This window comes from Streptomyces sp. NPDC023527 (assembly GCF_055560115.1).
The window spans coordinates 314,671-337,498 of the sequence record NZ_JBVHJJ010000010.1; the positions used below are offsets into that span (position 1 = coordinate 314,671).

20 protein-coding genes and 1 pseudogene are annotated in these 22,828 nt (G+C 71.8%); 5 read left to right on the forward strand and 16 right to left on the reverse strand.

The window, feature by feature from the left end; all coding sequences use genetic code 11:
* Window positions 1-59 precede the first annotated feature (59 nt).
* From ACZ303_RS21640 to ACZ303_RS21655, 4 genes are all read right to left on the reverse strand, one after another.
* Window positions 60-1,004 carry a sirohydrochlorin chelatase gene (locus tag ACZ303_RS21640; RefSeq protein WP_467341345.1) on the reverse strand — a complete coding sequence of 315 codons (945 nt, stop codon included), beginning with the start codon at window positions 1,002-1,004 and terminating at the stop codon, window positions 60-62.
* Window positions 1,005-1,110: 106 nt separating this feature from the next.
* Window positions 1,111-2,172 (reverse strand): N-acetylglucosamine kinase, encoded by a 1,062-nt coding sequence (locus ACZ303_RS21645; RefSeq protein WP_467341347.1) that lies wholly within the window; start codon window positions 2,170-2,172, stop codon window positions 1,111-1,113.
* 118 nt (window positions 2,173-2,290) lie between these two features.
* Window positions 2,291-2,968: a uracil-DNA glycosylase gene (locus ACZ303_RS21650; protein ID WP_467341349.1), complete on the reverse strand. Its 678-nt coding sequence runs from the start codon at window positions 2,966-2,968 to the stop codon at window positions 2,291-2,293.
* 221 nt (window positions 2,969-3,189) lie between these two features.
* Window positions 3,190-4,284, reverse strand: a complete 1,095-nt coding sequence (locus ACZ303_RS21655; protein ID WP_467341411.1) for an NADH:flavin oxidoreductase/NADH oxidase — start codon at window positions 4,282-4,284, stop codon at window positions 3,190-3,192.
* Window positions 4,285-4,491: 207 nt separating this feature from the next.
* Between ACZ303_RS21655 and ACZ303_RS21660 the strand changes: the two genes are divergently transcribed.
* A complete protein-coding gene (locus tag ACZ303_RS21660) occupies window positions 4,492-4,893 on the forward strand; it encodes an ArsR/SmtB family transcription factor (RefSeq protein ID WP_467341351.1) in 402 nt (133 codons plus the stop codon).
* An 11-nt stretch (window positions 4,894-4,904) separates the two neighbouring features.
* On the opposite strand, the gene ACZ303_RS21665 is transcribed toward ACZ303_RS21660, so the two are convergent.
* Window positions 4,905-6,254, reverse strand: coding sequence for an FAD-dependent oxidoreductase (locus ACZ303_RS21665; protein ID WP_467341353.1), 1,350 nt, complete (start codon window positions 6,252-6,254; stop codon window positions 4,905-4,907).
* A 464-nt stretch (window positions 6,255-6,718) separates the two neighbouring features.
* Window positions 6,719-6,928, reverse strand: a complete 210-nt coding sequence (locus ACZ303_RS21670) for a hypothetical protein (protein ID WP_467341355.1) — start codon at window positions 6,926-6,928, stop codon at window positions 6,719-6,721.
* A gap of 212 nt (window positions 6,929-7,140) precedes the next feature.
* On the opposite strand from ACZ303_RS21670, the gene ACZ303_RS21675 reads away from it, so the two are divergent.
* Window positions 7,141-7,563: a hypothetical protein gene (locus tag ACZ303_RS21675; RefSeq protein ID WP_467341357.1), complete on the forward strand. Its 423-nt coding sequence runs from the start codon at window positions 7,141-7,143 to the stop codon at window positions 7,561-7,563.
* Window positions 7,564-7,642: 79 nt separating this feature from the next.
* Here ACZ303_RS21675 and ACZ303_RS21680 read toward each other — a convergent pair whose 3' ends face one another.
* From ACZ303_RS21680 to ACZ303_RS21700, 5 genes and pseudogenes are all read right to left on the reverse strand, one after another.
* Window positions 7,643-8,296, reverse strand: a complete 654-nt coding sequence (locus ACZ303_RS21680) for a DUF4360 domain-containing protein (protein ID WP_467341359.1) — start codon at window positions 8,294-8,296, stop codon at window positions 7,643-7,645.
* 188 nt (window positions 8,297-8,484) lie between these two features.
* Window positions 8,485-9,132, reverse strand: a complete 648-nt coding sequence (locus ACZ303_RS21685) for a DUF4360 domain-containing protein (protein ID WP_467341361.1) — start codon at window positions 9,130-9,132, stop codon at window positions 8,485-8,487.
* A gap of 123 nt (window positions 9,133-9,255) precedes the next feature.
* Window positions 9,256-9,453 (reverse strand): annotated as a pseudogene (locus tag ACZ303_RS21690) (ACT domain-containing protein); the annotation flags it as partial.
* Between the two features lie 41 nt (window positions 9,454-9,494).
* A complete protein-coding gene (locus ACZ303_RS21695) occupies window positions 9,495-11,861 on the reverse strand; it encodes a collagenase (RefSeq protein WP_467341363.1) in 2,367 nt (788 codons plus the stop codon).
* Between the two features lie 238 nt (window positions 11,862-12,099).
* Window positions 12,100-13,065 (reverse strand): LysR family transcriptional regulator, encoded by a 966-nt coding sequence (locus ACZ303_RS21700; protein WP_467341365.1) that lies wholly within the window; start codon window positions 13,063-13,065, stop codon window positions 12,100-12,102.
* A 101-nt stretch (window positions 13,066-13,166) separates the two neighbouring features.
* Between ACZ303_RS21700 and ACZ303_RS21705 the strand changes: the two genes are divergently transcribed.
* Entirely contained in the window at window positions 13,167-14,369 is a 1,203-nt protein-coding gene (locus ACZ303_RS21705) for a M6 family metalloprotease domain-containing protein (RefSeq protein ID WP_467341367.1), read from the forward strand.
* A gap of 64 nt (window positions 14,370-14,433) precedes the next feature.
* Here ACZ303_RS21705 and ACZ303_RS21710 read toward each other — a convergent pair whose 3' ends face one another.
* The 5 genes from ACZ303_RS21710 to ACZ303_RS21730 are packed head-to-tail and all read right to left on the reverse strand — an operon-like array spanning window position 14,434 to window position 20,098.
* Entirely contained in the window at window positions 14,434-15,414 is a 981-nt protein-coding gene (locus ACZ303_RS21710; protein WP_467341369.1) for an ABC transporter ATP-binding protein, read from the reverse strand.
* Window positions 15,411-16,433 (reverse strand): ABC transporter ATP-binding protein, encoded by a 1,023-nt coding sequence (locus ACZ303_RS21715; RefSeq protein ID WP_467341371.1) that lies wholly within the window; start codon window positions 16,431-16,433, stop codon window positions 15,411-15,413. Before ACZ303_RS21715 ends, ACZ303_RS21710 begins: the two co-directional genes overlap by 4 nt.
* Window positions 16,433-17,419 (reverse strand): ABC transporter permease, encoded by a 987-nt coding sequence (locus ACZ303_RS21720; RefSeq protein WP_467341373.1) that lies wholly within the window; start codon window positions 17,417-17,419, stop codon window positions 16,433-16,435. The genes ACZ303_RS21715 and ACZ303_RS21720 overlap by 1 nt, the downstream gene beginning before the upstream one ends.
* Complete coding sequence (locus tag ACZ303_RS21725) at window positions 17,416-18,345, reverse strand: ABC transporter permease (protein WP_467341375.1); 930 nt, start codon at window positions 18,343-18,345, stop codon at window positions 17,416-17,418. The genes ACZ303_RS21720 and ACZ303_RS21725 overlap by 4 nt, the downstream gene beginning before the upstream one ends.
* Before the next feature lie 13 nt (window positions 18,346-18,358).
* Window positions 18,359-20,098: an ABC transporter substrate-binding protein gene (locus tag ACZ303_RS21730; RefSeq protein ID WP_467341377.1), complete on the reverse strand. Its 1,740-nt coding sequence runs from the start codon at window positions 20,096-20,098 to the stop codon at window positions 18,359-18,361.
* Window positions 20,099-20,224: 126 nt separating this feature from the next.
* Between ACZ303_RS21730 and ACZ303_RS21735 the strand changes: the two genes are divergently transcribed.
* Together ACZ303_RS21735 and ACZ303_RS21740 are read left to right on the forward strand one after the other, a co-directional pair.
* The gene (locus ACZ303_RS21735) at window positions 20,225-21,595 is read left to right on the forward strand and encodes an aminopeptidase P family protein (protein WP_467341379.1); all 1,371 of its coding nucleotides are present in this window, start codon (window positions 20,225-20,227) and stop codon (window positions 21,593-21,595) included.
* Between the two features lie 57 nt (window positions 21,596-21,652).
* The gene (locus ACZ303_RS21740) at window positions 21,653-22,798 is read left to right on the forward strand and encodes an NAD(P)/FAD-dependent oxidoreductase (RefSeq protein WP_467341381.1); all 1,146 of its coding nucleotides are present in this window, start codon (window positions 21,653-21,655) and stop codon (window positions 22,796-22,798) included.
* Window positions 22,799-22,828: the final 30 nt, after the last annotated feature.

The following is a 22,828-nucleotide window of genomic DNA, read 5'->3' on the forward strand; positions in this document are numbered from 1 at the left end:
CCAGCCGCGCGGCCGGGCGCGTACAGACATGTGCGGGTCGTGCGGGTGATGCGAGTGGTTCAGCGGGCCGGTGTGCCCTGGAGCGACGGCTGAGTCGTTATGCCGAGCACGCCCGCGTACTTGGCCAGGGCCAGCTTCCCGATCGCCGGATAGGCGCCCAGCGGCTCGGCAGCCGCGCAGGACACCTCACGGGCGGCCTCGGCCGCCAGGCCCTCGGCGACCTCGGGGCCGACCAGGTACGGCGCGAGCGCCAGGTTCTGCGAGCCCGACGAGCGGAGCTGGTCCGCGGCCCGGGCGATGCCGCCCTCCTCGTCCAGCGCCGCCGCCAGCACCGGCACGGCGAGCCGGGCGGAGAGCAGCATTCCGGTGATGCCGGCCGCCTGCACGGCCTCCTCGCCACCGACCGTCGCCAGGATGATTCCGTCCGCAGCGGTTGCAACTGTGAACAGTCGGGCACGGTCGGCGCGGGCGAGCCCGGCCTCCGAGAGGCGCACGTGCAGAGCCTCGGCGAGGAGCGGGTGCGGGCCGAGCGTGTCGGTGAGCTCGGTCACGGAGCCGCTGTTCATCACCGCCTGGCGTATGCGGCGCAGGAGGGCGTTGTCGGGCCCCGCGAGCAGCGGCACCGCGATGGCCGTGGGCCAGCGGTCCCAGGACTCGGCGGCCTCGCCCTCGGCCGTTCCGGCGGGGGCTTCGCCCGCGCGAGCGGCGCGCTGGGCGGACGCGTGCGCGAGGACGGACTCCAGCGGCGGGTAGCCGACGCTGTCGCCGTCGGCGTCCACGTAGCCGATGCGCGCGTCGAGCCCGGGGAGCTCGGAGCGGGCGATGCTGAGGATCTCCTCGGCGAGGAGGCGGGTGGCGGGGTCGGGTGTTCCGGGCACGGCGAGAACCAGCGGGGGCGCACCCACCGGCGCGGCCGCTGGCTCCGGCCGCCGGTGCCGTCCGGGCTGACGGGGACGCGGCATTCGTACAGGCAGGCCAGGCGCGGGCCCTGTGGGGGAGCTCATGGCGCCGCATGTTAGTCGTTCATCGCATCGGACTGTTCGGGCGGGTGCGTCCTGGTGTCGTCTGTCCGGATTTATTCGCCCGCGCATGCGATGCGGGCATGGGCGTTCAGCAAATGATACGCAACATCGCGGGGTCGGTGGGAATCACCAGACTGTCCGTCACCAGCGCTCCTGCCACGCGTAACGCCCCGTCCAGAGGTTCGCCCGCCGCTTCCACCCAACGCGCCTGAGGTAGTTGCTTTTGCAATTCTTCGCGTACCGGTACGAGCAAGGGATCACCCATGCGGAACAACCCGCCGGTGAGCGCGACTTCACACGTCGCACCACCCTCCTGAGTCCCCCCGGTTCGCCGCCCGATCCGCTCTGTTCGGCCGAAATCCGCAGGGGGACCGGGCCGGGCCGGAGGGCGCGGGCAGACCGCGGCGGCGGCGTCGACGATGTGCCGGGCGGCCTCGCGCAGGATACCGGCGGCGACCGGGTCGTCCGGCGCGCACCCGCCGACCTCGGGTGCGAACGAGGCGAGGACGGCGGGCCGGTCCGGGCGCGGATAGAGCAGGCCGGGCAGATCGAGCGCCGGACCGAACACGGCGTGCAGCCGGTCGAGCAGCGGACGCGAACCACCCGGACGGCCGTCGTACGCGCGCATCGCCGCTTCGAGTCCGGCGCGGCCGATCCACGCGCCGCCGCCGCAGTCGCCGAGCAGATGACCCCAGCCGTCCGCGCGCCGCCAGCCGCCCTCCGGTGTGAGGTCGGTGCCCAGCGCGATGATTCCCGTGCCGGCGGCCACCACGGCCCCCGGGTGTTGCCCGAGGGCCCCCACATAGGCGGTCACCGCGTCGGTGGTGAGGGCGAGCAGGCGCGTACCGAGCGCCTCGCGCAGGGCGCCGGGCAGTACGGCGTGGAGGTCGGCACCGAGCGTGGCCATTCCGGAGGCGCCGACACAGACCGCCTCGCAGTGCCGCGCGCCCACCTTCCCGAGCAGCTCCCGGGCGGCGGGCAGCACGCGGTCGAGGAGGCTCCGGGCATCGATGCCCGTATCCCCTATGACGGCGGGCGTGAGGGAGGCCCACGTCAAAGCGGGGCCGTCGCCGCCAACGGGGGCCAAGGCGAGCCGAACCCCCGAGCCGCCGGAGTCGATGCCCAGGACATGGGCCGGCCGGTGCCTCACCGGACCGGCCGCGTGCGCGTCCGTCGGCGCGCCCGGGGCGGGTCGACCGGGCAGCGGCGGAAGCGACTCACGGAAGCCTCCGGTTCACCGGAGCCGCCGATTCACAGCGGTCGCCGCTTCACGGAAGCTGCCAGTTCACGGGGGCCGCCCCCTGACGGGCCAGCAGCTCATTGGCGCGGCTGAACGGCCGCGAGCCGAAGAATCCGCGATCGGCGGACATGGGGGAGGGGTGGGCGGACTCCACGGACGGCACCGCGCCCAGCAACGGGCGCAGATTACGGGCGTCGCGGCCCCACAGGATCGCCACCATCGGCCCACCGCGGGCGACCAGCGCCCGGATCGCCTGTTCGGTGACCTCCTCCCAGCCCTTGCCGCGATGCGCGGCGGGCTTGCGCGGAGCGGTGGTCAGCGCCCGGTTGAGGAGCAGCACGCCCTGCCGCGTCCACGGCGTGAGGTCGCCGTTCGACGGCCGGGGCAGGCCCAGGTCCGTGTGCATCTCGCGGTATATGTTCTCCAGGCTGCCGGGCAGTGGCCGCACCTCGGGCGCGACCGAGAAGCTCAGCCCCACGGCGTGTCCCGGCGTCGGATACGGATCCTGACCGACGATCAGCACTCTCACTTCGTCGAACGGCTGCTGGAACGCACGCAGCACATTCGCACCCGAGGGCAGATAGGTACGGCCCGCGGCGATTTCGGCGCGCAGGAAGTCGCCCATCGCGGTGATCCGCCCGGCCACCGGCTCCAACGCCTTGGCCCAGCCCGATTCGACGATCTCATTCAAAGGTCGTGCAGCCACGGGGCGTCACTCTACTGGCTCAGTCCGTGTCCGTACGAACGCCCTCTTCCCCGCCGCGGCCCGGCGGCCGCCCGGTCATCGCCCGCCCGGTCGCCCGGAAGAGTGACCGCCGGCCGCCGCGCGCCGTCCGCCCGCGCCAGGCCCGTCACCGGTCGTATGCGGCGGGCCGCACGGCCGGCGCTTACGGCGGCGTGACGGGGCGGAAGGTGCGTACGGGCAGGTCAGACGGCCCAGCCGTATTGGTCGGGCAGGCGCTTCTCGGCGCCCAGGGCGGCCGCGGCGCGGTGGGGCCAGTGCGGGTCGCGCAGGAGTTCCCGGCCGAGCAGGACCGCGTCCGCCTCGCCATTGGCGATGATCTTCTCGGCCTGCTGGGCTTCGGTGATCATCCCCACCGCGGCGACGGGCAGTCCGGTCTCCTCCTTCACCCGCCGGGCGAACGGCACCTGATAACCCGGCCCGGTCGGGATGCGCGCGCCGGGGGCCAGGCCGCCGGTGGAGACGTCGAGCAGGTCCACGCCGTGGGCGATCAGCTCCCGCGCGAGGCGCACGGTGTCGTCCGCCGTCCATCCCTCACGCTCGTCGTCGGCGTTCTCGGTCAGCCAGTCGGTCGCGGAGATCCGGAAGAACACCGGCAGCTCCTCGGGCCACACCGCGCGCACCGCGTCGACGACCTCCAGCGCGAAGCGGGAGCGGTTCTCGAAGGAACCCCCGTACTCGTCGGTGCGGTGGTTGCTGTGAGGGGAGAGGAACTCGTGGATGAGGTAGCCGTGCGCGCCGTGGATCTCGACGACCTCGAAGCCCGCGGCCAGGGCGCGCCGCGCCGCCGCCGCGAACTGCCCGGTGATCTCCTTGATCTGTTCCACCGTCAGTTCGTCCGGTGTCGGGTGGCCGTCGGCGAACGGGACCGGGCTCGGGCCGACCGGCTGCCAGCCCTCGTCCGCGCCGACGGGGTGGCCGCCGCGCCAGGGGCGATCGGTCGACGCCTTGCGCCCGGCATGCGCGATCTGGATGCCGGGAACAGTGCCGCGCGCCTTGAGGAACGTGGTGATCCGGCGCAGCGCCTCCGCCTGGGTGTCGTTCCAGAGTCCCAGATCGGCGGGGCTGATCCGGCCCTCGGGGCGCACCGCGGTCGCCTCGACCAGGATCAGCCCCGCGCCGCCGGTCGCGCGGGCCGCGTAGTGCGAGAAGTGCCAGTCGTTCGCGACACCGGCGTTCGGCCCGAAGACCTCCGCGGAGTACTGGCACATCGGCGCCATCCACACGCGGTTGGGCAGGGTCAGTGACCGCAGGGAGTAGGGCTGGAAGAGGGCGCTCACGCTCACGACAGGCTCCGTTTCGCTTCATGGCGAGGTACGGCTCGTACGATACTCTTCGTAGTACGGGGAATGTCAAACTACGATGGATGTCGTACGAGCCTGGATGCGCGACGGATGTCGGGATTTCCGGCGGCGGCGACGGCACTCCGGTCGGACAGCGGCCCCGAACTATGATGACTCTCGTACAATGGCCCCGATGTGATGGCGATGACCGAACCCCTGAGGAGCGCCGTGCCGACGCAGCGCCAGCCCCGGCCCCCGGCGACCGGCCGCTCCCTGGAGCACCCCGACCGCGACGGGATCCGTCTCGAAGGGGTGCTGCACGCGCTCTCCGATCCCGTGCGCCTGCGGATCGTCCGCACACTCGCCGACGCCGCGGGCGAGCAGGCGTGCTCGGTCTTCGACCTGCCGGTGACCAAGTCGACCACCACGCACCACTTCCGGGTGCTCCGGGAGAGCGGTCTGGTCCGGCAGACCTACCGGGGGACCGCGAAGATGAACGCCCTGCGGCGGGACGATCTCGACGAGCTCTTTCCCGGGCTGCTCGACAGCGTCCTCGCCGCGGCCGCCCGCCAGGCCGCGCGGTTCGACGGCGAGCGGGACCGCTGACGGCGGTCCGCTCAGAGGTCGGTGCGCGCGGCGGCGAGCAGCCCGTCCCAGTCGGGGATCTTGACCGGCCCCCGGCCCAGGCGCCGGCCGAGTTCGGCCTCCGCCGCGACGATCCCCAGCCACCCCGGCCACTCCACCGGCTCCCGGCCCGTGGCTCGCAGGGCGGCGCGGGGATCCTCCAGCGGCCGCCGTGCCATGAGCGCGTCGGCGTCGGCGAGCAGTGACGCCACGGTCTCCTTCGCGCACGAGCGGTTGGTGCCGATCACCCCCGTCGGCCCGCGCTTGATCCACCCGGCCACGTACTCACCCGGCGACGACACCCCGTCGCGCAGCACCCTGCCCCGCTCGTGCGGCACCGTCCCCCGGTCCGTGTCGAACGGCAGCCCGGGGATCGGCACGCCGCGGTAGCCCACCGACCGCAGCACCAACTGCGCCTCGATCTCCTCGAACCGGCCCGTCCCGGCCACCCCGCCGAGCCCGTCCGGCACGGTCCTCTCGAAGCGCACCGCGCGCACCGCGTCGTCACCGAGGAGCGCCACAGGTCGCAGGAAGAACCGCAGGTGGATCCGGCGCCCGCGAGCCGACCCCGGCCGCCCGGACCAGCCCCGCAGCACCTCGACGTTGCGCCGGGCGACCGAGGGCAGCCCGGAGGAATCCGCCCAGGCCCCGTCCAGCGCCGCCTCGTCCGCCCGTACGAGCGTCTCCGCGCCCGGCAGCGAACCCAGTTCCCGCAGCTCCTTCGTGGTGAACTTCGCCTGGGACGGGCCGCGTCGGCCCGCCATGTGGATGTCCGTCACCCGGCTGTCGGCGAGCGCGGCCAACGCGGCGTCGGGCACGTCGGTGGACCGCAGCTCGTCGGCGCCGCGTGCCAGCACCCGGGCCACGTCGACCGCCACATTGCCGACGCCGATGACGACGGCGGAGCGCGCGGCGAGCACGAAGCCGCGCGGCGCCGCGTCGGGGTGGGCGCTGTACCACGAGACGAACTCCGTGGCCGAGAAGCTCCCGGGCAGGTCCTCGCCGGGTACGCCGAGCCGGCGGTCGGTCGCGGCCCCCACGCAGTAGACCACCGCGTGATAGAGCTCCAGCAGCCGCCCGGGCGGCAGTTCGCCCGGCCCGTCGCCCACCGGGACGTTGCCGAGGAACGCGATGCCCGGCTGCTCCAGGGTGGCCCGCAGATTGTGCTGCAAGGACTTGATCTTCTCGTGGTCGGGGGCGACGCCGTAGCGGACCAGGCCGTACGGACACGGGAGCCGGTCCAGGACGTCCACCGTCACGCCCGGCACGCCCCGCTGCTGCACGAGGGCCTGGGCGGTGTAGACCCCGCTCGGTCCCGATCCGACGACTGCGACGCGAAGCACGGTGGGCCCCTTCCCGCGGGCGTCACCGAGACGACCCGCAGACGCGTCCAGGATCGCACCGGGAGGCGCGATGCGGGAGAGGCGCAGGAGGGGCTCTGGCCGTCTTGGCCGGTTCGGTCCGCCTGCTCGAAACGGCACTCGGACGTGAGCGGACGGGGTCCGGGCCGGGGGGAGCCGAGTTCGCGTCACGTCCGAGTACTGCTTCGATCGGCCGCGCTCGGCCACGAGTTCGACGTCGACCGAGGGGCGCCCGCGGGAACGTCCCCACGGCTCTCCGCCGACCGGCGCACCGCACGGGGACATGCCCCAACTCCTGCGTCGACCGGCTCCCAGCCCATACACTCAAGGGGCCTCCGGTCGTCGTTCCCGCCGCCGGGCAGGCGCGACTCCGGGGTGTTCGCTGATTGGGCGGCGCGGGGGACTGCCCAATCAGCGAAATGCGGTGCCTGATCGATCCCTGGGCATCATGACCAGACGCCGGGACCTCCGCCGACCCAGTCGATCTGATGCGGATCACCCAGTCGGATGTCGTCCGGGTCGGCGCCGGCCCGCCGTGCGAACTCGATGACGTCGGCGATCCCGTACGCCACACCCAAGGTCTCCGCACCCACGGTCACCCGTCGGCCGCCCGACGGCGACGGCGGGTGCACCACGAGGCGGGGGAAGCCGGTCATGCGACCACTGTCCGCCCGGACACGTCCGGACGCATCCGGAGTGGGCCGGCTGGTGGCCCACCGCTCCGGAGCGTCGGCGCATCAGTGTGATTGCGGGCAAAACGTGTCTCGAAAATCCTTCCGGTGCAGAGGGGGAGTCCGTATAGGATCCATGATCAAAAGCGAACAACTGTCGCAGTCGCTCCCGCGGCCGCACTCAGGGGGGAACCGCCATGAAGACCTCTCGCGTCAGCCGCCGCCTCGCCGCCGTCGCGGCCGCGACCCTTCTGGCCGGCGCCGGCGCGCTGGCCGCCGCGCCGTCCGCCGCGGCGAAGGCCAACATCCTGACCATCGACAAGGTCTCGCTCGTCGGCGGGAAGGTCCGGGTGGACGTCACGTACTCCTGCGACCCCGGGATGGACTACCAGCTCGTGGCCAGGGCCTTCGTCCAGCGCGGCGAGCACGAGACGCACCGAGCCGGGGCCACGATCAAGAACGACAAGCTCACCTGCGACTACAACAGCCGCACCGTGAAGATGGACCTGCACGACGAACCGGGGGGCTTCGACAAGGGCGAGAAGGTGAAGGTCAGCGTCTTCTACTTCGACAACGACGGCCTCGACTACGCCAACGAGGAGACCACCGTGGTGCTGTAGTCGTGCCTGCCGTCGCGGCATACGGAGCCCCTGCCCCGACGGAGGCGGGGGCTCACGGGTGCCGAGCCGTGCTCGGCGCTCACTTCGTGGGGCACTTCTTCCACGCGAAGTGGTAGAGCGTGTTGATGTTCCCGTCCGTCGAGTCCATCGCCATGAAGCTCGTCGTCTTCGTGGGGTCGGACGTGCCGGCGTCCACGCGCAGTTCGGTGTTGATGTTGAAGTGTCGTATGGCCCCGCAGGGCGCGTAGATCAGCGCGTCGATGTCCGTGGTGTCGGACGTCTGCCAGTCGTCGTTGACCGGGCCGGCGAAGGGGTGGTTCTTGTAAGCCGTCTGCGACATGCCCTGGAAGTAGTAGTTGGCTCTCTGCAGGCCCGTGGCACCACCCTCCAGGCGGGCGAAACCCCGGTAGTCGGCCTGGGCGACCGCGTAGGTGAAGCCCTGCGGGACATGGACGTTCAGCCCGAGCTGGCAGTTCTTCCGGGAGTCGGTCGGCTTGGAACCGACGCCCACCTGGGCGATGTAGTGGCTGTAGGTCACCGTGAAGGCCATGTTGTCCGGCGAGACGGCCACGTTGGCCGTACCGGCGGGACAGCCCGAGCCATTGACAGCCACCACATCGATCACGATCTTGTCCGGCGGCGGCACCCCGTCGGCGACGGCGTTCGACGTCGGTGAGAATGACAGGGCGAGGAGCGCCGAGGCCGCACTACCGATCAACACCGGTCCGAACATGAGGGATCCCTTCCACTGCCCTTGGGCCTGACCCGGACAACCTGATGGTTATGTCACCATCAGCGACGGGGCGTGTACAGGTCAGGTTGAGCCGTCAGCGCGGCGTTGGCCGGAGTCCGCTCCTCCCCGCCCCGGGTCATGCCTCGGGGTGGGCCGCCGGACGTCGGCCGGCCCTGTGGCCCACACGCTCAGGGGCACTCTTTCCAGGCGAAGTGGTAGAGGGTGTTGACGCTTCCGTCGGTCGAGTCCATCGCCATGAAGCTGGTGGTCCTCGACGGGTCCGAGCTGCCGGCGTTCACGCGCAGCTCGGTGTTGACGTTGAGGATCCGCTGTACGCCGCACGGTGCGTAGACGAGGGCACTGGCGTCCGTGCTGTCGGATGCCTGCCAGTTGTCGCTGACCGGGCCGGCGAAGCGGTGGTTCGCGGCGGAGGTGTGCGACGAGCCCTGGAAGTAGTAGCTGGCCCGTTCCAGGCCCGTGGCCCCGCTTTCCAGGTGCGCGAAGCCGCGGTAGTCCGCGCGGGCGATCGCGTAGGTGTAGCCCTGGGGGACGTGGACGTTCAGTCCGAGCTGGCAGTTCTTGCGGAAGTCGGTCGGCTTGGAACCGACGCCCACCTGGGCCAGGTAGTCGCTGTAGGTCACCGTGAAGGCCGTGTTGTCCGAGGCGACCGCCACGGCGGCCGTACCGGCGGGACAGCCCGAGCCGTTGACGGCCACGACGTCGATCACGACCCTGTCCGGCGGGGGCACCCTGTCCGCATCAGCAGCCGCCGATGGGGTGAACGAAGCGGCCATCAGCGCCACGGCCGCGCTTCCGATCATCACCGGTCTGAACATGGAGATCCCTCCCGCTGCTCTGCGGACCAGCTCCGCGGGGTACATGCCACCACTGAACACGAGTCATGTACAGGCCAAGTTGAGCCGTCCATGGACGACAACCGGCCGAACCCGGCGTCAGGCGTACCGTCGCGCGAGACCCGCCGCGTCGGCGTCCTCCAGCCGGGCCACCAGCGTCAGCCCCTCCCGTTCGGCGACGGTGACCACGGGCGTGACACCGGACGGGATGCCGCCGTCGATCGTGGTGAAGACGTAGCGCCCGGGGTTCAGCTCCGGGCGCACGCCGCTCAACAATTTCCGCAGGTCCCTCTCGCCGCTCACGGGCACCAGATTGTGCGGCGGACCGGCGGAGGACCGACCCCTCAGCCGCGGAGGGGGCCTTCGCAGGTGTAGTCCGCCGAGCCCGCGGGGCGGTCGGGCCAGAGGTCGACCTTGCCGAAGGAGCAGTTCATGTCGGCGAGGTTGTTGGTGCCCTTCTTCGTCCGGTCGAGAATGAAGTAGTCGACCGTCTCGGACATGTCCTTGAAGACCAGGTCGGTGTTGCCCGGGCTGCTCAGGTTGGCGGTGACGCGGCCCGTGCACGTGAAGCGGGGGCGCTCCCGGTCGCCGTTGGTGCGGCAGTCGGGCGTGTTGCCGGTCATGGCGCTGATGGACGCGCGGATCGTGGCGGGGTGGCCGGCGTCCAGCCGCCCGATGGGTGTGAACGTGGTGTTCGGCACGTACAGGTCCTTGACCTTGGCGATCTGCTGGTCCAGGAACGTGTCGTACGCGCGCTGCAGGTTCGAATCCCGGCCGAGGCGGTTGCGCCAGGCGTCGAAGCCGGCCGGGTCGTCGGCCCGGGTGTAGCCGTACATCTCCTTCAGCAGCGAGGGGCGCTCGGTCCACAGGAACTCGAAGAACGTTCCGGCGTAGGAGTAGAAGCGGAAGCCGTCCCTGTCGTACTCCGCGTGCAGCAGCTGGTCGACGGTCATCCGGGGCTTGCCGCCGGCCGTGTCGTTGATGACGCTCTGCACCAGCGACTTGCGGACCCTGATGCCGTCGTCGCGGGTGGCTCCGTCGAAGAACTCCGCCGTGCCCTCGTCCATCGCGGTGGTGCGGTCGCCCTGGTACCAGGAACCCTCGCCGAAGAGACCGGGCACCGCCCAGCGGCCGTTGAGGTAGTGCGTGTACTCGTGGCGGAACAGCTCCTCCAGCGTGAGCGTGGAGTCCTGCGGGACGCGCCGCTCGTACGTGTAGAACGTGGCGCCGTTCTCGATGTAGATGCCGCCGTTGTTGGTGCCCATGCCCGTCAGCAGCGGGTGGTAGATCTCGTAGTCGGAGCGCGAGGCGTACAGCACGATGTTCAGCGTGGTGTTGGTGTCGCCCGCCAGCGGCTGCTCGGTGCCCAGGACCCGGTGGAACTGCGCCTTGACCTGCTTGCTCGCGTAGTAGAGGCGGTCGACGGTGGCGCGCGGCAGGGCGGTGCGGACCTTGATGGCGCCGTTGTCGTACGAGTAGGTGTACGGGAAGATGCGGCGCTCGATGTCCGCCTTGCACACCCCGTACTGCTTACAGGCGTCGAACTCGTTCAGCCAGGTGACGACCTTGGCCCAGGGCTCGCTGCCCTCGCCGAAGTTGCCGGCGGTGGTGGACAGCAGGCCGCCGAGGGCGGCGGTGATCTCGCTCCGGAGCGCGTCGATCTGGCCCATCCGGCCGTACTCGCCGACGGCGTCGCGCACCACCCAGGCGTTGGCCGTGCCCTTGAGGTGGGTGTAGCCGGCGAAGGCCTTGAAGGTGGCGCGGTAGGAGGAGTCGGCGGCGACGGCGGCGTGGAAGGCGGTGTCGTGGTTGCCGCTGTAGACGCCGAGGTAGTTGAGGGAGAGCGCGGCGAGCGCGGCACCGGCCCAGGAGGTGTCCTTGGCGGTGTCCGGGTGCGAGGCGTCCATGGTGGCCAGGACGCGCTTGATCAGCGGGAGCTGGTGCTGGCGCAGCCCGGGGGAGCTGGCCGCGTAGAGGGCCTCGCGCAGGGACTCCGCGTTGGTACGGGTGACGTCGAAGGTGCGGGCGGCCGTGCCGAAGTAGTACACCGCGCGGCGTATGGCCTCCACGGTCGGCGCGTCGGTGAGGTCGATCTCGTCGCGCGAGAAGTCGTGGTAGCCGACGGCGTGGAGGTAGGTGAACATCTCCAGCAGGTGGCTGCCGTTCTTCCCGTCGTGCGCGGCGGCGAGGCGCTCGATCCGGCGGGAGACGGCCTGGACGTGCGCCTTCGACATGACCGGGACCAGCCGCTGGTCCCAGGTCCACAGGATGGTGCGCAGACAGCCGTCGGCGGTGACGGCCGGGTCGGCGAGGAAGTCGGCGAACTGCTCGGGGGAGAGCCGTGTGATGCCGTCGAGCGTGCAGGGCACGGTGGTGCCGCCGAGGGTGGCGCGGGGAGGCAGGGCCTTCGCCTTGCCCTTGTCGGCCTTCGGCTTGTCCGTACGCGCGCCGGGCACGCGTCCGTCGGTCAGGCCACCCGGTGCGGAGGGGGGCTGGATCGCCGGCCGCGGGGCGTTGGCGAGCCGGGTGATCTCGTCGAAGGGGTTGGGCGTGGGGGTGTCCGCACGCGCGGCCGCGCTCGGCACCGCGGCGGAGGGCGCTGGGGAGGGCGCGGGGGAGTCCGCGTAACCGGGCTGGACGGCGGTGGCGCAGAGTGTCGCCGCTATCGCCGCGGTGAGCAGGGACCCGCGCAAGGTTCTGGAGTGGAACACGGTGACTCCTGTGTGGGAGGTGGAGTGAGTCGCACGCGGAGGCGCGATGGCTCGCGTGCCGACGGCGGCGCGACGGAGCGTCAACCGCCCTGGGAGGGGCGGTACGTGGGGGACCGATGCGGCGCCATGTGATGCGTAACGTAGTAATGTGAAATGTTACTGACAACCCCTCAGTAGCCCTGAATTCATCGAACATTCAAGCGGACGGTCTTCTTCCGGGGACTTTCGGGTGCTTCCGTCAGTCGGTCAACCGTGCCGAGTCCGGGTGCCGTTCGCGCCACCGCGCATACGCCCCACTGGTCGCGCAGGTGGACAGATAGCCCTCCCCGACCCTGCGGACGATCTCGTCGCCGCACGTGGCGAGCGGCCCCTCGCGGTGCCAGGCCAGGACATGGCGGTACCACAGGGGGTTGCCGGACAGGGGGCGGACGGTGGTGCCCGGGACCTCGGTGAAGGTGGCCTGGCACAGGCTCACGGCCAGCCCCGCCCGTACGAGCTCGACCAGCTGCCGCCCCTCCGCCTCGTACGGCGTGCGCGGCTGGCCGCCCGTCAGCGCGAAGACGGCCGACCAGTACTCCCGGGTGCGGTCGTTGTCGGGGCGGGGGACGGCCCAGTCCTCCTCGATGAGCCGGTTCAGGCTCACTTCCTCCCGCGCGGCCAGTGGATGGGCGGACGGCAGCAGGGCGAAGACCGGTTCGGTCACCAGGGGGCGCAGCTCGACGCCGCCGCCGGACGACAGCTCCCGGCCGGGGTTGTCGCCGAGGACCGCGGCCTCCAGGCGCCCGGCGGCGAGGTCGTCGAGGAGCGGCACCGGGGAGTTCCGGCACCGCGCGGTCAACTCGGCCCCGGGCAGCGTCTCGCGGATGGCCAGGAGCAGATGGCCGAGCAGCGGAGCGCCCACCGAGCCGACGCGGACCCGCTCCGGCGCGTCCTGGCGGCGGGTCGCGCGGGCGGTGTCGGCCAGCAGGCCGTCGACACCCGGCAGGATGGCGCGGGCCCGCGCGAGCACCAGTTCGCCGAGGCCCGTGGCCACCACGCCGACCTGGCGGCGGTCGAAGAGCGCCCCGCCGAGCATGGCCTCGATGCGCCGCAGTTGGGCGCTGAGGGCCGGCTGGGACATGCGCAGCGCCGCCGCGGCACGGGTCAGGCTGCCGGCGTCCTCGATCGCGCACACTGCCCGCAGATGCCGTAACTCGAGGTCCATGGCGCGGATGTTATGGACCGGCGTGAGCTTACGGACAGGCCGCGGAACGGCGCACCCTTATGCGAAAGATCACAGCGCAAGCGACGGGGGTTCCCGCGACCATGAGACGAATCCTTTCCTCCGGGCCGGTGGCGCCGGCCCTGCTGTCGACGGTGCTCACCGCCGTACTGATCCTGTGCACGCCTCCCGCCCGGGCGGAGACCGGTACGGCGGCACGGGACAGCACGTCGGCGTGTGCCCTGCCCGGCACCACCGGCTGGACCGACGAGGGCCACGACACCGACCACTCCGTCTTCCAGCGCCCCACCGGGACCATCAGGGTCGCCATGATCTTCGTGGACTTCCCCGACGCCCCCGCAACCGAGTCCCCGGCCGCCGACAGCGCCCGGATCACCCCTGGCGCCGACTGGGTGCGGAACGCCTCCTACGGCAGGGCGCGGCTGTCCCTCACCGAGCACCGGCGCTGGGCGCGCATGCCGCACCGCTCCACGGACTACGGCTTCGCCCGCGGACTCAGCCACGAGGCGCACGAGGCATACCTCAAGGACGCCGTGGCCGCGGCCGACCCGTACGTCGACTTCTCCCCGTACGACATGGTCTACGTCGTCGCCACCCGCAACGCGCCGGCCATCTCCTTCACCCCCACCTACATCTACGAACCGGGCACGGCGGGGGTGGTCGCCGACGGCCGCCGCGTCAAGTGGGCGGTCACCTTCGGCCAGGACATGTGGCGCTGGGACCACCGGCTGGTGGGCCACGAGTCCGCCCACACCTTCGGACTCCCCGACCTGTACGCCTTCGACACGGGAAGCGACGGCCACCGCTTCACCGGCGGCTGGGACGTGATGGGACTGATCGACGGAGCGGGCTCGCAGTACTTCGCCTGGCAGTCGTGGAAGCTCGGCTGGACGGACGACAGCCAGGTCGTCTGCCGGGCCTCCAGGGGCGGTGACACCGTCCGCCTGACCGCCGTCGAGTACGGCGGCGGCACGAAGATGGCCGTGATACGCACCGGCCCGACGACCGCCTACGTCGTCGAGTCGCGGCGGGCGGCGCGCGCGGACGCGCGGGCCTGCTCGACCGGTGCCCTGGTCTACAAGGTGGACTCCTCCGTGCCCACCGGCAAGGGCCCGATCCGGGTGATGGACGCCAACCCCGACACCGTTCCCGCGAGCGGCTGCCGGCCGCTGGACGACGCCCCCTACCGGCCGGGGCAGTCGTTCACCGATCCCGCCGCCGGTGTCAGCGTCGACGTACTGGCCGCCGACGGCCACGGCGAGACCGTCCGCGTCACCAAGCGGTGACCCCACGGAACGCGGTGGTGCCCTGGATCCCCCCATTGGACCCAGGGCACCGGCACACCCGCGCTCAGGCCGTCTCGGGGAAGTGACAGGCCACCTCGCGCGCCTCGCCCGGTACCGCGATCCGCAGCAGCGGCGCCTCGCCGCGGCAGATCTCCCGTGCCTTGGCGCACCGCGGGTGGAATGTGCAGCCCGGCGGGGGCGCCGCCGGGCTCGGTGGGTCGCCGAGCAGGGTGATCCGCTCCCGCGCCCGCTCGGCGGCCGGGTCCGGCAGCGGGACGGCGGAGAGCAGGGCTCGGGTGTACGGATGGGCCGGGGCCGCGTAGACCCGCTCCTTGTCGCCGACTTCGACGATGCGCCCCAGGTACATCACGGCCACCCGGTCGCACACCCGCTTCACCACCGACAGGTCATGGGCGATGAAGAGGTAGGCGAGGCCGAGTTCCCGTTGCAGCCGTTCCATCAGGTTGACGATCTGGGCCTGCACGGAGACGTCCAGGGCCGAGACCGGCTCGTCGGCGACGATCAGGCGGGGGCCGGTGGCGAGGGCACGGGCGATGCCGATGCGCTGGGCCTGCCCGCCGGAGAACTCGTGCGGGTAGCGGTCGAGGTGCTCGGGGATGAGGCCCACCAGTTCCATCAGCTCCGCCGCCCGCTTGCGCGCGTCCGCCGCCGAACTGCCCTGCACCAGCAGCGGATCGGCGATGACGCGCGCCACGGTCTGGCGCGGGTTGAGGGAGGAGTGCGGGTCCTGGAAGACCATCTGGAGCTGTCGGCGCAGCGGTTTGAGCGCGCGCTGCCCAAGGCGGCTGATGTCGCGGCCGTCGTAGGTGACCGATCCGGCGGTCGGCTCCAGGAGCCGTACGATCATGCGGCCGGTGGTGGACTTGCCGCACCCGGACTCACCGACCAGCCCCAGGGTCTCGCCCGCCGCCACCTCGAAGGAGACGCCGTCGACGGCCCGCACGGGAGCCGAACGGCCCCGCTTGCCCGGGAAGGTCATGGTCAGGTCCCGGACGGACAGCAGGGGCGCGGCGGTCTTGGTCATCGGGTGCCTCCCGGGGCGTGGGCAGCGGTGTGCAGGGGCAGGTGGCAGGCGACCAGATGCCCTTGGGAGGGGTGGAGGCCGGGTCTGCTGTCCGCGCAGCGCTCGCGCTCGGCCGGCGTGGCGGCCGCCGCGCGCGGGCAGCGCGGCGCGAAGGCGCAGCCCGCGGCCGGGGTCAGCAGCGAGGGCGGGCTGCCCGGAATGGCCCGCAGAGGCTGGTCGTCGCTGTCGTCGAGGCGGGGCAGGGAGTCGAGCAGGCCCCGGGTGTACGGGTGGGCCGGGGCCGCGAACAGGGTGTCCACCGGAGCTTGTTCGGCCACCCGGCCGCCGTACATCACCAGCACGTCCTGGGCGACGCGGGCGACGACGCCCAGGTCGTGCGTGATCATGACGACGGCGAGTCCGCGGTCCGCCTGCAGGCGCGCGATCAGCTCCAGGATCTGCGCCTGGACGGTGACGTCGAGCGCGGTGGTCGGCTCGTCGGCGATGAGCAGCTCGGGTTCGCAGGCCAGCGCCATGGCGATCATCACGCGCTGGCGCATGCCGCCGGAGAACTGGTGCGGATAGTCGCCCGCCCGGCGCGCGGGCTCGGGGATGCCGACCTCGCCGAGCATCTCGACGGCCCGCCGGCGGGCCGCCGCGCGGCGGGAGCCGAAGTGGACGCGGTGGTGTTCGGCGATCTGCTCGCCGACGGTGTAGTAGGGGTGGAGGCTGGACAACGGGTCCTGGAAGATCATCGCCATCCGGCGGCCGCGCAGCCGGGCCAGCTCGCGTTCGGCCAGGCCCACCAGCTCCCGGCCGTCGAGGGTGATGGAGCCGGTGACCTCGGCGCCGGTGTGCAGGCCCATGATCGCCAGGGAGGTGACGGACTTGCCGGAGCCGGACTCGCCGACGATGCCGAGGGTCCGGCCGCGGCGCACCGTCAGATCCAGGGAGTCCACGGCCCGTACGGGGCCGTGCTTCGTGGGAAAGGTGACACCGAGGCCCTCGACGCGGAGCAGGGGAGGCTGTTCGGCGGCCATCAGTACCTCACTCGCGGGTCGACGACGGCGTAGAGCAGGTCGACGGCCAGGTTGGCGACGACGATGAAGGCGGCGGCCAGCAGCGTGACGCCGAGGATGACCGGCTGGTCGCCGGTGGACAGCGCGCCGTAGAACAGCCGCCCGATCCCGGGGAGCCCGAAGATGGACTCGGTGATGACCGCGCCCGCGAGCAGCCCGCCCAGGTCCATGCCGAAGAGGGTGAGGATCGGGGTCATGCCGGCCCGCAGCCCGTGCTTGACGACGACGGTGCGGCGCGGCAGGCCCTTGGCGCGGGCGGTGCGGATGTACGGCTCCGCCATGGTCTCGATCATCGAACTGCGGCTCTGGCGCGCGTACATCGCGGCGTACAGCACCGCCAGCGCCAGCCAGGGCAGGAGCAGGTTCGACGCCCAGTGCAGCGGGTCGTGGCCGAAGGCGACGTATTGCGGGTAGGGCAGCAGTCCGGCCCCGCGGATGACGCCGTAGATCAGCATCATCGAGGTGAAGTAGACCGGCAGGGAGGCCGCGGCGACGGCGCCGACCATCAGGACGCGGTCGGTGAGGGTGTCCTTGCGCAGCGCCGCGACGACCCCGGCCGTCAGCCCGAGCAGCAGCCAGAGCACGGCCGCGCCCAGCGCGAGGGACGCCGAGACCGGCAGGCGGTCCATGAGCAGGTCCCAGACGGCCTCGGAGTTCTCGTACGAGTAGCCGAGGCAGGGGAACGCGCAGTGCAGGGCGTACTGGCCGCTGCCCATGGTGCGGCCGGTGAAGATGCCGGTGACGAAGTCCGCGAACTGCCGCCACAGCGGCTGGTCGAGGCCCATGTGGGCGCGGATCGCGGTCAGCCGTTCCGCGCTGCACGACTTGCCGCAGGCGGCGGCCGCGGGGTCGGAGGGCAGCACGTAGAAGATGGTGAAGGTGACGGCGGCGATGGCGATGAGCACCCCGATGACGGCGAGGAGCCGGCGGCCGATGTAGAGGATCATGTACGGCCGCTCCTCGGGTCGAGGACGTCGCGCAGCGCGTCGCCGAGCAGGGTGAAGGCGAGCACCGTCAGGAACAGGCAGGTGCTCGGGATGACGAAGTACATGGGGTCCGTGTCGTAGAAGGCGACGCTCTCGGCGATCATCTGCCCCCAGGACGGGGTGGGCGGCCGGACGCCGACGCCCAGGTAGCTCAGGGCCGCCTCGGTGGCGATCATGCCGGGGATGATCAGAGTGGTGTACGCGATGACGGGCCCGGACACGCCGGGGAGGATGTCGCGGGTGAGGATGCGCCAGGGGCCCGAGCCGCCGACGCGGGCGGCGTCGACGTACTCGCGGTGCTTGAGCGAGAGGGTCTGGCCACGGACGACGCGGGCGATGCCGGGCCAGCCGAACAGCCCGATGACGGCGGTCATCAGCAGGATCCGGTTGACGTCCTTGGCCACCGACATCATCGCGATCATGAAGATGAGGGAGGGGAAGGACATGGTGAGGTCCATCAGGCGGGAGAGGACGGTGTCGGTGCGGCCGCCGAAGTAGCCCGCGGCGATGCCGGCCGCCGTTCCGGCGACGACGACGATCGCGGTGGCGGTCAGGGCGATCAGGAGCGACACCTGGGCGCCGTGGACGACCCGGGCGAAGAGGTCGCGGCCGGTGACGGGTTCCACGCCGAGCCAGTGGTCGGCGGAGATGCCGCCGAGCGGGCCGAGGGGCTGGCCGCCGAGGTAGGGGTCGACGGCGCTCTTGTCGAACTCCTCGGGCGTCCAGCCGGCGAGCGAGCTCAGCAGCGGGGCGCCCGCGGCCATGAGCAGGAAGAGCGCGACGACGAGGAGGGAGACCCGCACGGCGGTGCGGCGGCGCAGTTCGGCGCGGGCGAGCCGCCAGGGGCCGCTGCTCACGGGTAGCTCTGCTGCGGTGGTGGTGGTCATGGCGGGCCGGCCCTCAGCCCTGGCTCTTCGCGGGGTCCTTGAGGCCGACCGTGGCGTAGTCGATCTGGCCGCCGAAGGACGTGTGCCCGTACGCGCCGGCGATGTTGGTGCCGAGGACCAGCGGCCACCGCCGGATCAGCACCGGCACGGTCGGGGCCTTGGCGAGGATCTCGCCGTCCAGCCGCTGCCAGGCCGGACCGGCCTCCTTGGCGTCCGTCATGGCCGCGATCTCGTCCATCCGCTTCATGGTCGCGTCGTCGCGGAAGAGCGAGTGGTTGCCGGAGTTGCCCTTCTCCTTGATGAAGCGGGCGTCGAAGACGAAGGGCAGGAAGGTGGAGCCGGAGGGGTAGTCGGGGCACCAGCCGGTGTACACCATGTCGGTGCGGTTCTTGGTGTCGCCGATGGTGGCGTAGAAGGCGGAGGGGTCGACCGTCTCGATGGTGACCTTGATGCCGGCCCTGCCCAGGGACTGCTGGATCGCCTCGGCCCGGCCCTTGTCGCCCGACGAGACAGTGATCTTGGTGGTGAGACCGTCCGGCTTTCCGGCCTCCTTCAGCAGTTGTTTCGCCTTCTCCGTGTCACCCGTGGCGGGGATCTTCAGGGTGTCGGGCTGCTTGCCGCCGAAGAGCGCGGCCGGCATGTAGGCGGTCGACAGGTCGTTGAAGGCGGGGCCGCCGGAGGAGGTCAGGACGGCGTCCCGGTCGAGGGCGTACTGCACGGCCCGGCGCACCCGCACATCGTCGAAGGGGGCGCGGCCGGTGTGCATCTGGACCATGTCGGTGCAGTTGGTGGACTCGGCGAGGAGTCGTTTCCGCACCCCGGCGTCGGGCAGCACCTTCGCCGCGCTCTCCGGCCGCAGGGCGCCCCAGGAGACGGCGGAGGCGTCGGCGCCCTGGCTCGATATCAGCCGGTCGTCGATCTGATTGGCCTTGAGCCCCATGACGACGACCAGCTTGTCGGGGTACGCCTTGCGGATCTCGTCCGTCTTCGGGTCCCACTTGTCGTTGCGTACGAGGACGAGCTTCTTCCCCCGGTCGTAGGAGTCGATCTTGTAGGGCCCTGAGGAGAAGGGCCGGTTGTCGTACCGCGGGCCCTTGTCCTGCGCCTGCGGCACGGGGGCGAAGGTCGGCATCACCGTGGCGTTGGGGAACTCCGCGAAGGGCTTGCGCAGTTCGAAGACGATGGTGCGGTCGTCCGGGGTCTTGACGGAGTCCAGGTGCTTGCCCTGGGCGGGGCCCTGGTAGCCCTCGGCGCCGGCGAGGTAGCGGGCCGCGTAGTCGGCGCCGCCGGGGAGGTCGGGGGAGAAGGACCGCTCCACGTTGTATTTGACGTCCTGCGCGGTGACGGGTGAGCCGTCCTCGTACTTCACCCCCTCCTTGAGGTGGAACGTCCAGGTCCGGGCGCCGTCGGAGGGGGTGCCGAGGTCGGTGGCGAGGTCGGGCACCAACTGGTTGCCGCCCGTTCCGGGGGCCGCCTTGTACGTCACCAGGGTGCGGTAGAGCAGCCGGGTGCCGAAGTCCATGTCGTTCATGACCCAGTTGCGGGCCGGGTCGAGGTGCGTGAAGTCCTGGTTGGACAGCACCGTGAGCGTGCCGCCCTTCTGCGGAGTGCCGCCGATCACGGAGCCCTCGCCGGCGACGGCGGGATTCTTGCCACCGCCTCCTGCCTGCTTCCCGCCGGAACACCCGGCCGTGCCGAGTGCGAGGGGGGCCGCCAGCAGGGCGGCCAGGGCGGTACAGGTGCGCTTGTTCATCAGTGGTCACTCCGTGAACAGTCGAACAGCGGACAGCTGAAATGTGACCCGTAACATAGTAATGTGAAATTGCACTGACAAGGCATCAGTCGCTCCGTTACCCACCTGTGTCCGAGGAGGAGCCCCATGAACGAACCGACGGTCACCGCGCCCCGAACGGTAAGTCATGACCTGCCTGTTTCGCCGGAGTTCGCGACCTTCATGGCCGGCGGCTGGGCGGCGTCCCCGCTGCCCGACGACATCCGGCTACCGGTCGCCGACATCGCCGCCGCACGCCGGGGAAGGCTCTCCGCGCTCTTTCCGGGCGAGCGGCTGGTCGTGCCCGCCGGGGAGTTGAAGGTCCGGTCCAACGACTGCGACCACCGCTTCCGCCCGCACAGCGCCTACGCCTGGCTGACCGGCCTCACCGGCGAGGAGCAGGCGGGCCATGTGCTGGTCCTGGAGCCGGACGGCCCGCACCGGCACGAGGCCGTGCTGTACGTGCGGCCGCGCTCCCCGCGCGACGGCGCGGAGTTCTACCGCGACCGGCGCTACGGCGAGTTCTGGGTCGGCCGGCGCCCCGACCTCGCCGAGGCCGAGCGCATGACCGGCATCCGCTGCGCGCACGTGGACGCCTACGGTCAGCTCCCGCCCGGCCGCGAACCGTCCCGCGACCCCGAGCTCGCCACCGCCCTGAGCGAACTGCGCCTGGTCAAGGACGCCTGGGAGGTCGCACAGCTGCAACTGGCCGTGGACCACACCGCCGCCGGCTTCGAGGACGTCGTACGGGCGCTGCCGCGCGCGCTGGCACACCCGCGCGGCGAGCGGTGGATCGAGGGCGTCTTCGGCCTGCGCGCCCGCGCGGAGGGCAACGGCCCCGGTTACGAGACCATCGCCGCCTCGGGCGCACACGCCTGCGTCCTGCACTGGATACGCAACGACGGGCGGCTGGACCCCCGTGAACTGCTTCTCCTGGACGCCGGCGTGGAGACCGACACCCTCTACACCTCCGACATCACCCGCACCCTGCCGCTCTCCGGGCGCTTCTCGCCCGTACAGCGGCAGGTCTACGAACTCGTCCTCGCCGCCCAGCAGGCGGGCATCGCCGCGCTCAAGCCGGGCGCGAGCTTCCGCGACTTCCACCGCGCCGGCATGCGGGTGATCGCGGAGGGCCTCGCGGAGTGGGGCGTGCTGCCGAGCGCCGAAGGCGACCTCCACCGGCGCTACACCCTCTGCAGCAGCGGGCACATGCTCGGCCTCGACGTCCACGACTGCGCTCAGGCGCGGGCGGACGCCTACCTCGACGGCGTTCTGGAGGAGGGGCAGGTGCTCACCGTCGAACCCGGGCTCTATCTCCAGCCCGACGACGAGACGCTGCCGGCCGCGCTGCGGGGGATCGGGGTGCGGATCGAGGACGACCTCGTCATCACCGCCGACGGGGCGCGGCTGATGTCGGGGGCGCTGCCGCGTACCCCGGACGCGATCGAGGCGTGGATGGGCGAACTGATGGAAGAGTGAGAAGAGTTGTCCGGGAGGACTCTTGGCAGCAGTGGTGCAATGTGAAATATTACTGTCGTGCCCACGAGAAACTCCTCGGACGTCATCGTCGTCGGAGCGGGCGTGGTCGGCGCCGCATGCGCCTACTATGCCGCCCGCTCCGGCCTCTCCGTCACCGTGCTCGACCGCGGTCCCGTCGCGGGCGGGACCACGGGGGCCGGTGAGGGCAATCTGCTGGTCTCCGACAAGGAGCCCGGCCCCGAGCTCGATCTGGCCCTGCTCTCCACGCGCTTGTGGTCGGAGCTGGCCGAGCGACTCCCCGCGGGGATCGAGTACGAGGCGAAGGGCGGCCTCGTCGTCGCCTCCGACGGCCCGGGGGTGAACGCGCTGCGCGACTTCGCCGCGGCGCAGGCCCGGGCGGGCGTCAGGGCCGACGAGGTCACGGCTCCCCTGCTGCGCGACCTCGAACCGCACCTTTCCCCCGCCCTCGTAGGCGGCTTCCACTACCCGCAGGACGCCCAGGTCCAGCCCGCCCTCGCCGCCGCCCACCTGCTGCGCGCCTCGGGCGCCCGGGTGCGCACCGGCGAGGAGGTCACCGCCGTCCTCACCCGAGCGGGCGGCGAGGTGCGGGGCGTACGGACGCCGAACGGCACGGTGCACGCGCCGTACGTGGTGAACGCGGCCGGCACCTGGGGCGGTGAACTGACCCGGCTCGCGGGCGCGTCCCTGCCCGTCCTGCCGCGCAGGGGCTTCGTGCTCGTCACCGAACCGCTGCCCCGCCTGGTGCGGCACAAGGTGTACGCGGCCGACTACGTCGCCGACGTGGCCAGCGGCTCGGCGGCCCTGCAGACCTCGGCCGTGGTCGAGGGCACCCCCTCGGGTCCGGTCCTCATCGGCGCCAGCCGCGAACGGGTCGGCTTCGACCGCACCCTGTCCGTGGAGGTGCTCCGCCGCCTCGCCGCCGGGGCCACCGCGCTGTTCCCGGTGCTGGCCGGGGTGCGGGTGATCCGCACGTACGCGGGGTTCCGTCCGTACCTGCCCGACCACCTGCCCGCGATCGGCTCCGACCCCCACGTGCCCGGACTGCTGCACGCCTGCGGCCACGAAGGCGCGGGCATCGGACTCGCCCCGGCCACGGGGCTGATCGTCGCCCGGCTGCTGACCGGCGGCGAACCACCGCTGGACATACGGCCGTTCAGCCCCGGCCGCTTCGCCGCCGCCTGACCTCCGTCCGTTCCCCTGCCCCGAGAGGAG

What these genes read in the sequence shown, in the direction of transcription:
- ACZ303_RS21640 (WP_467341345.1), bottom strand. Translation starts at nt 1,004, where the DNA reads ATGAGCTCCCCCACAGGGCCCGCGCCTGGCCTGCCTGTACGAATGCCG.
- ACZ303_RS21660 (WP_467341351.1), top strand. Translation starts at nt 4,492, where the DNA reads ATGACCGAACCCCTGAGGAGCGCCGTGCCGACGCAGCGCCAGCCCCGG.
- ACZ303_RS21670 (WP_467341355.1), bottom strand. Translation starts at nt 6,928, where the DNA reads ATGACCGGCTTCCCCCGCCTCGTGGTGCACCCGCCGTCGCCGTCGGGC.
- ACZ303_RS21675 (WP_467341357.1), top strand. Translation starts at nt 7,141, where the DNA reads ATGAAGACCTCTCGCGTCAGCCGCCGCCTCGCCGCCGTCGCGGCCGCG.
- ACZ303_RS21680 (WP_467341359.1), bottom strand. Translation starts at nt 8,296, where the DNA reads ATGTTCGGACCGGTGTTGATCGGTAGTGCGGCCTCGGCGCTCCTCGCC.
- ACZ303_RS21685 (WP_467341361.1), bottom strand. Translation starts at nt 9,132, where the DNA reads ATGTTCAGACCGGTGATGATCGGAAGCGCGGCCGTGGCGCTGATGGCC.
- ACZ303_RS21700 (WP_467341365.1), bottom strand. Translation starts at nt 13,065, where the DNA reads ATGGACCTCGAGTTACGGCATCTGCGGGCAGTGTGCGCGATCGAGGAC.
- ACZ303_RS21705 (WP_467341367.1), top strand. Translation starts at nt 13,167, where the DNA reads ATGAGACGAATCCTTTCCTCCGGGCCGGTGGCGCCGGCCCTGCTGTCG.
- ACZ303_RS21710 (WP_467341369.1), bottom strand. Translation starts at nt 15,414, where the DNA reads ATGACCAAGACCGCCGCGCCCCTGCTGTCCGTCCGGGACCTGACCATG.
- ACZ303_RS21715 (WP_467341371.1), bottom strand. Translation starts at nt 16,433, where the DNA reads ATGGCCGCCGAACAGCCTCCCCTGCTCCGCGTCGAGGGCCTCGGTGTC.
- ACZ303_RS21720 (WP_467341373.1), bottom strand. Translation starts at nt 17,419, where the DNA reads ATGATCCTCTACATCGGCCGCCGGCTCCTCGCCGTCATCGGGGTGCTC.
- ACZ303_RS21725 (WP_467341375.1), bottom strand. Translation starts at nt 18,345, where the DNA reads ATGACCACCACCACCGCAGCAGAGCTACCCGTGAGCAGCGGCCCCTGG.
- ACZ303_RS21730 (WP_467341377.1), bottom strand. Translation starts at nt 20,098, where the DNA reads ATGAACAAGCGCACCTGTACCGCCCTGGCCGCCCTGCTGGCGGCCCCC.
- ACZ303_RS21735 (WP_467341379.1), top strand. Translation starts at nt 20,225, where the DNA reads ATGAACGAACCGACGGTCACCGCGCCCCGAACGGTAAGTCATGACCTG.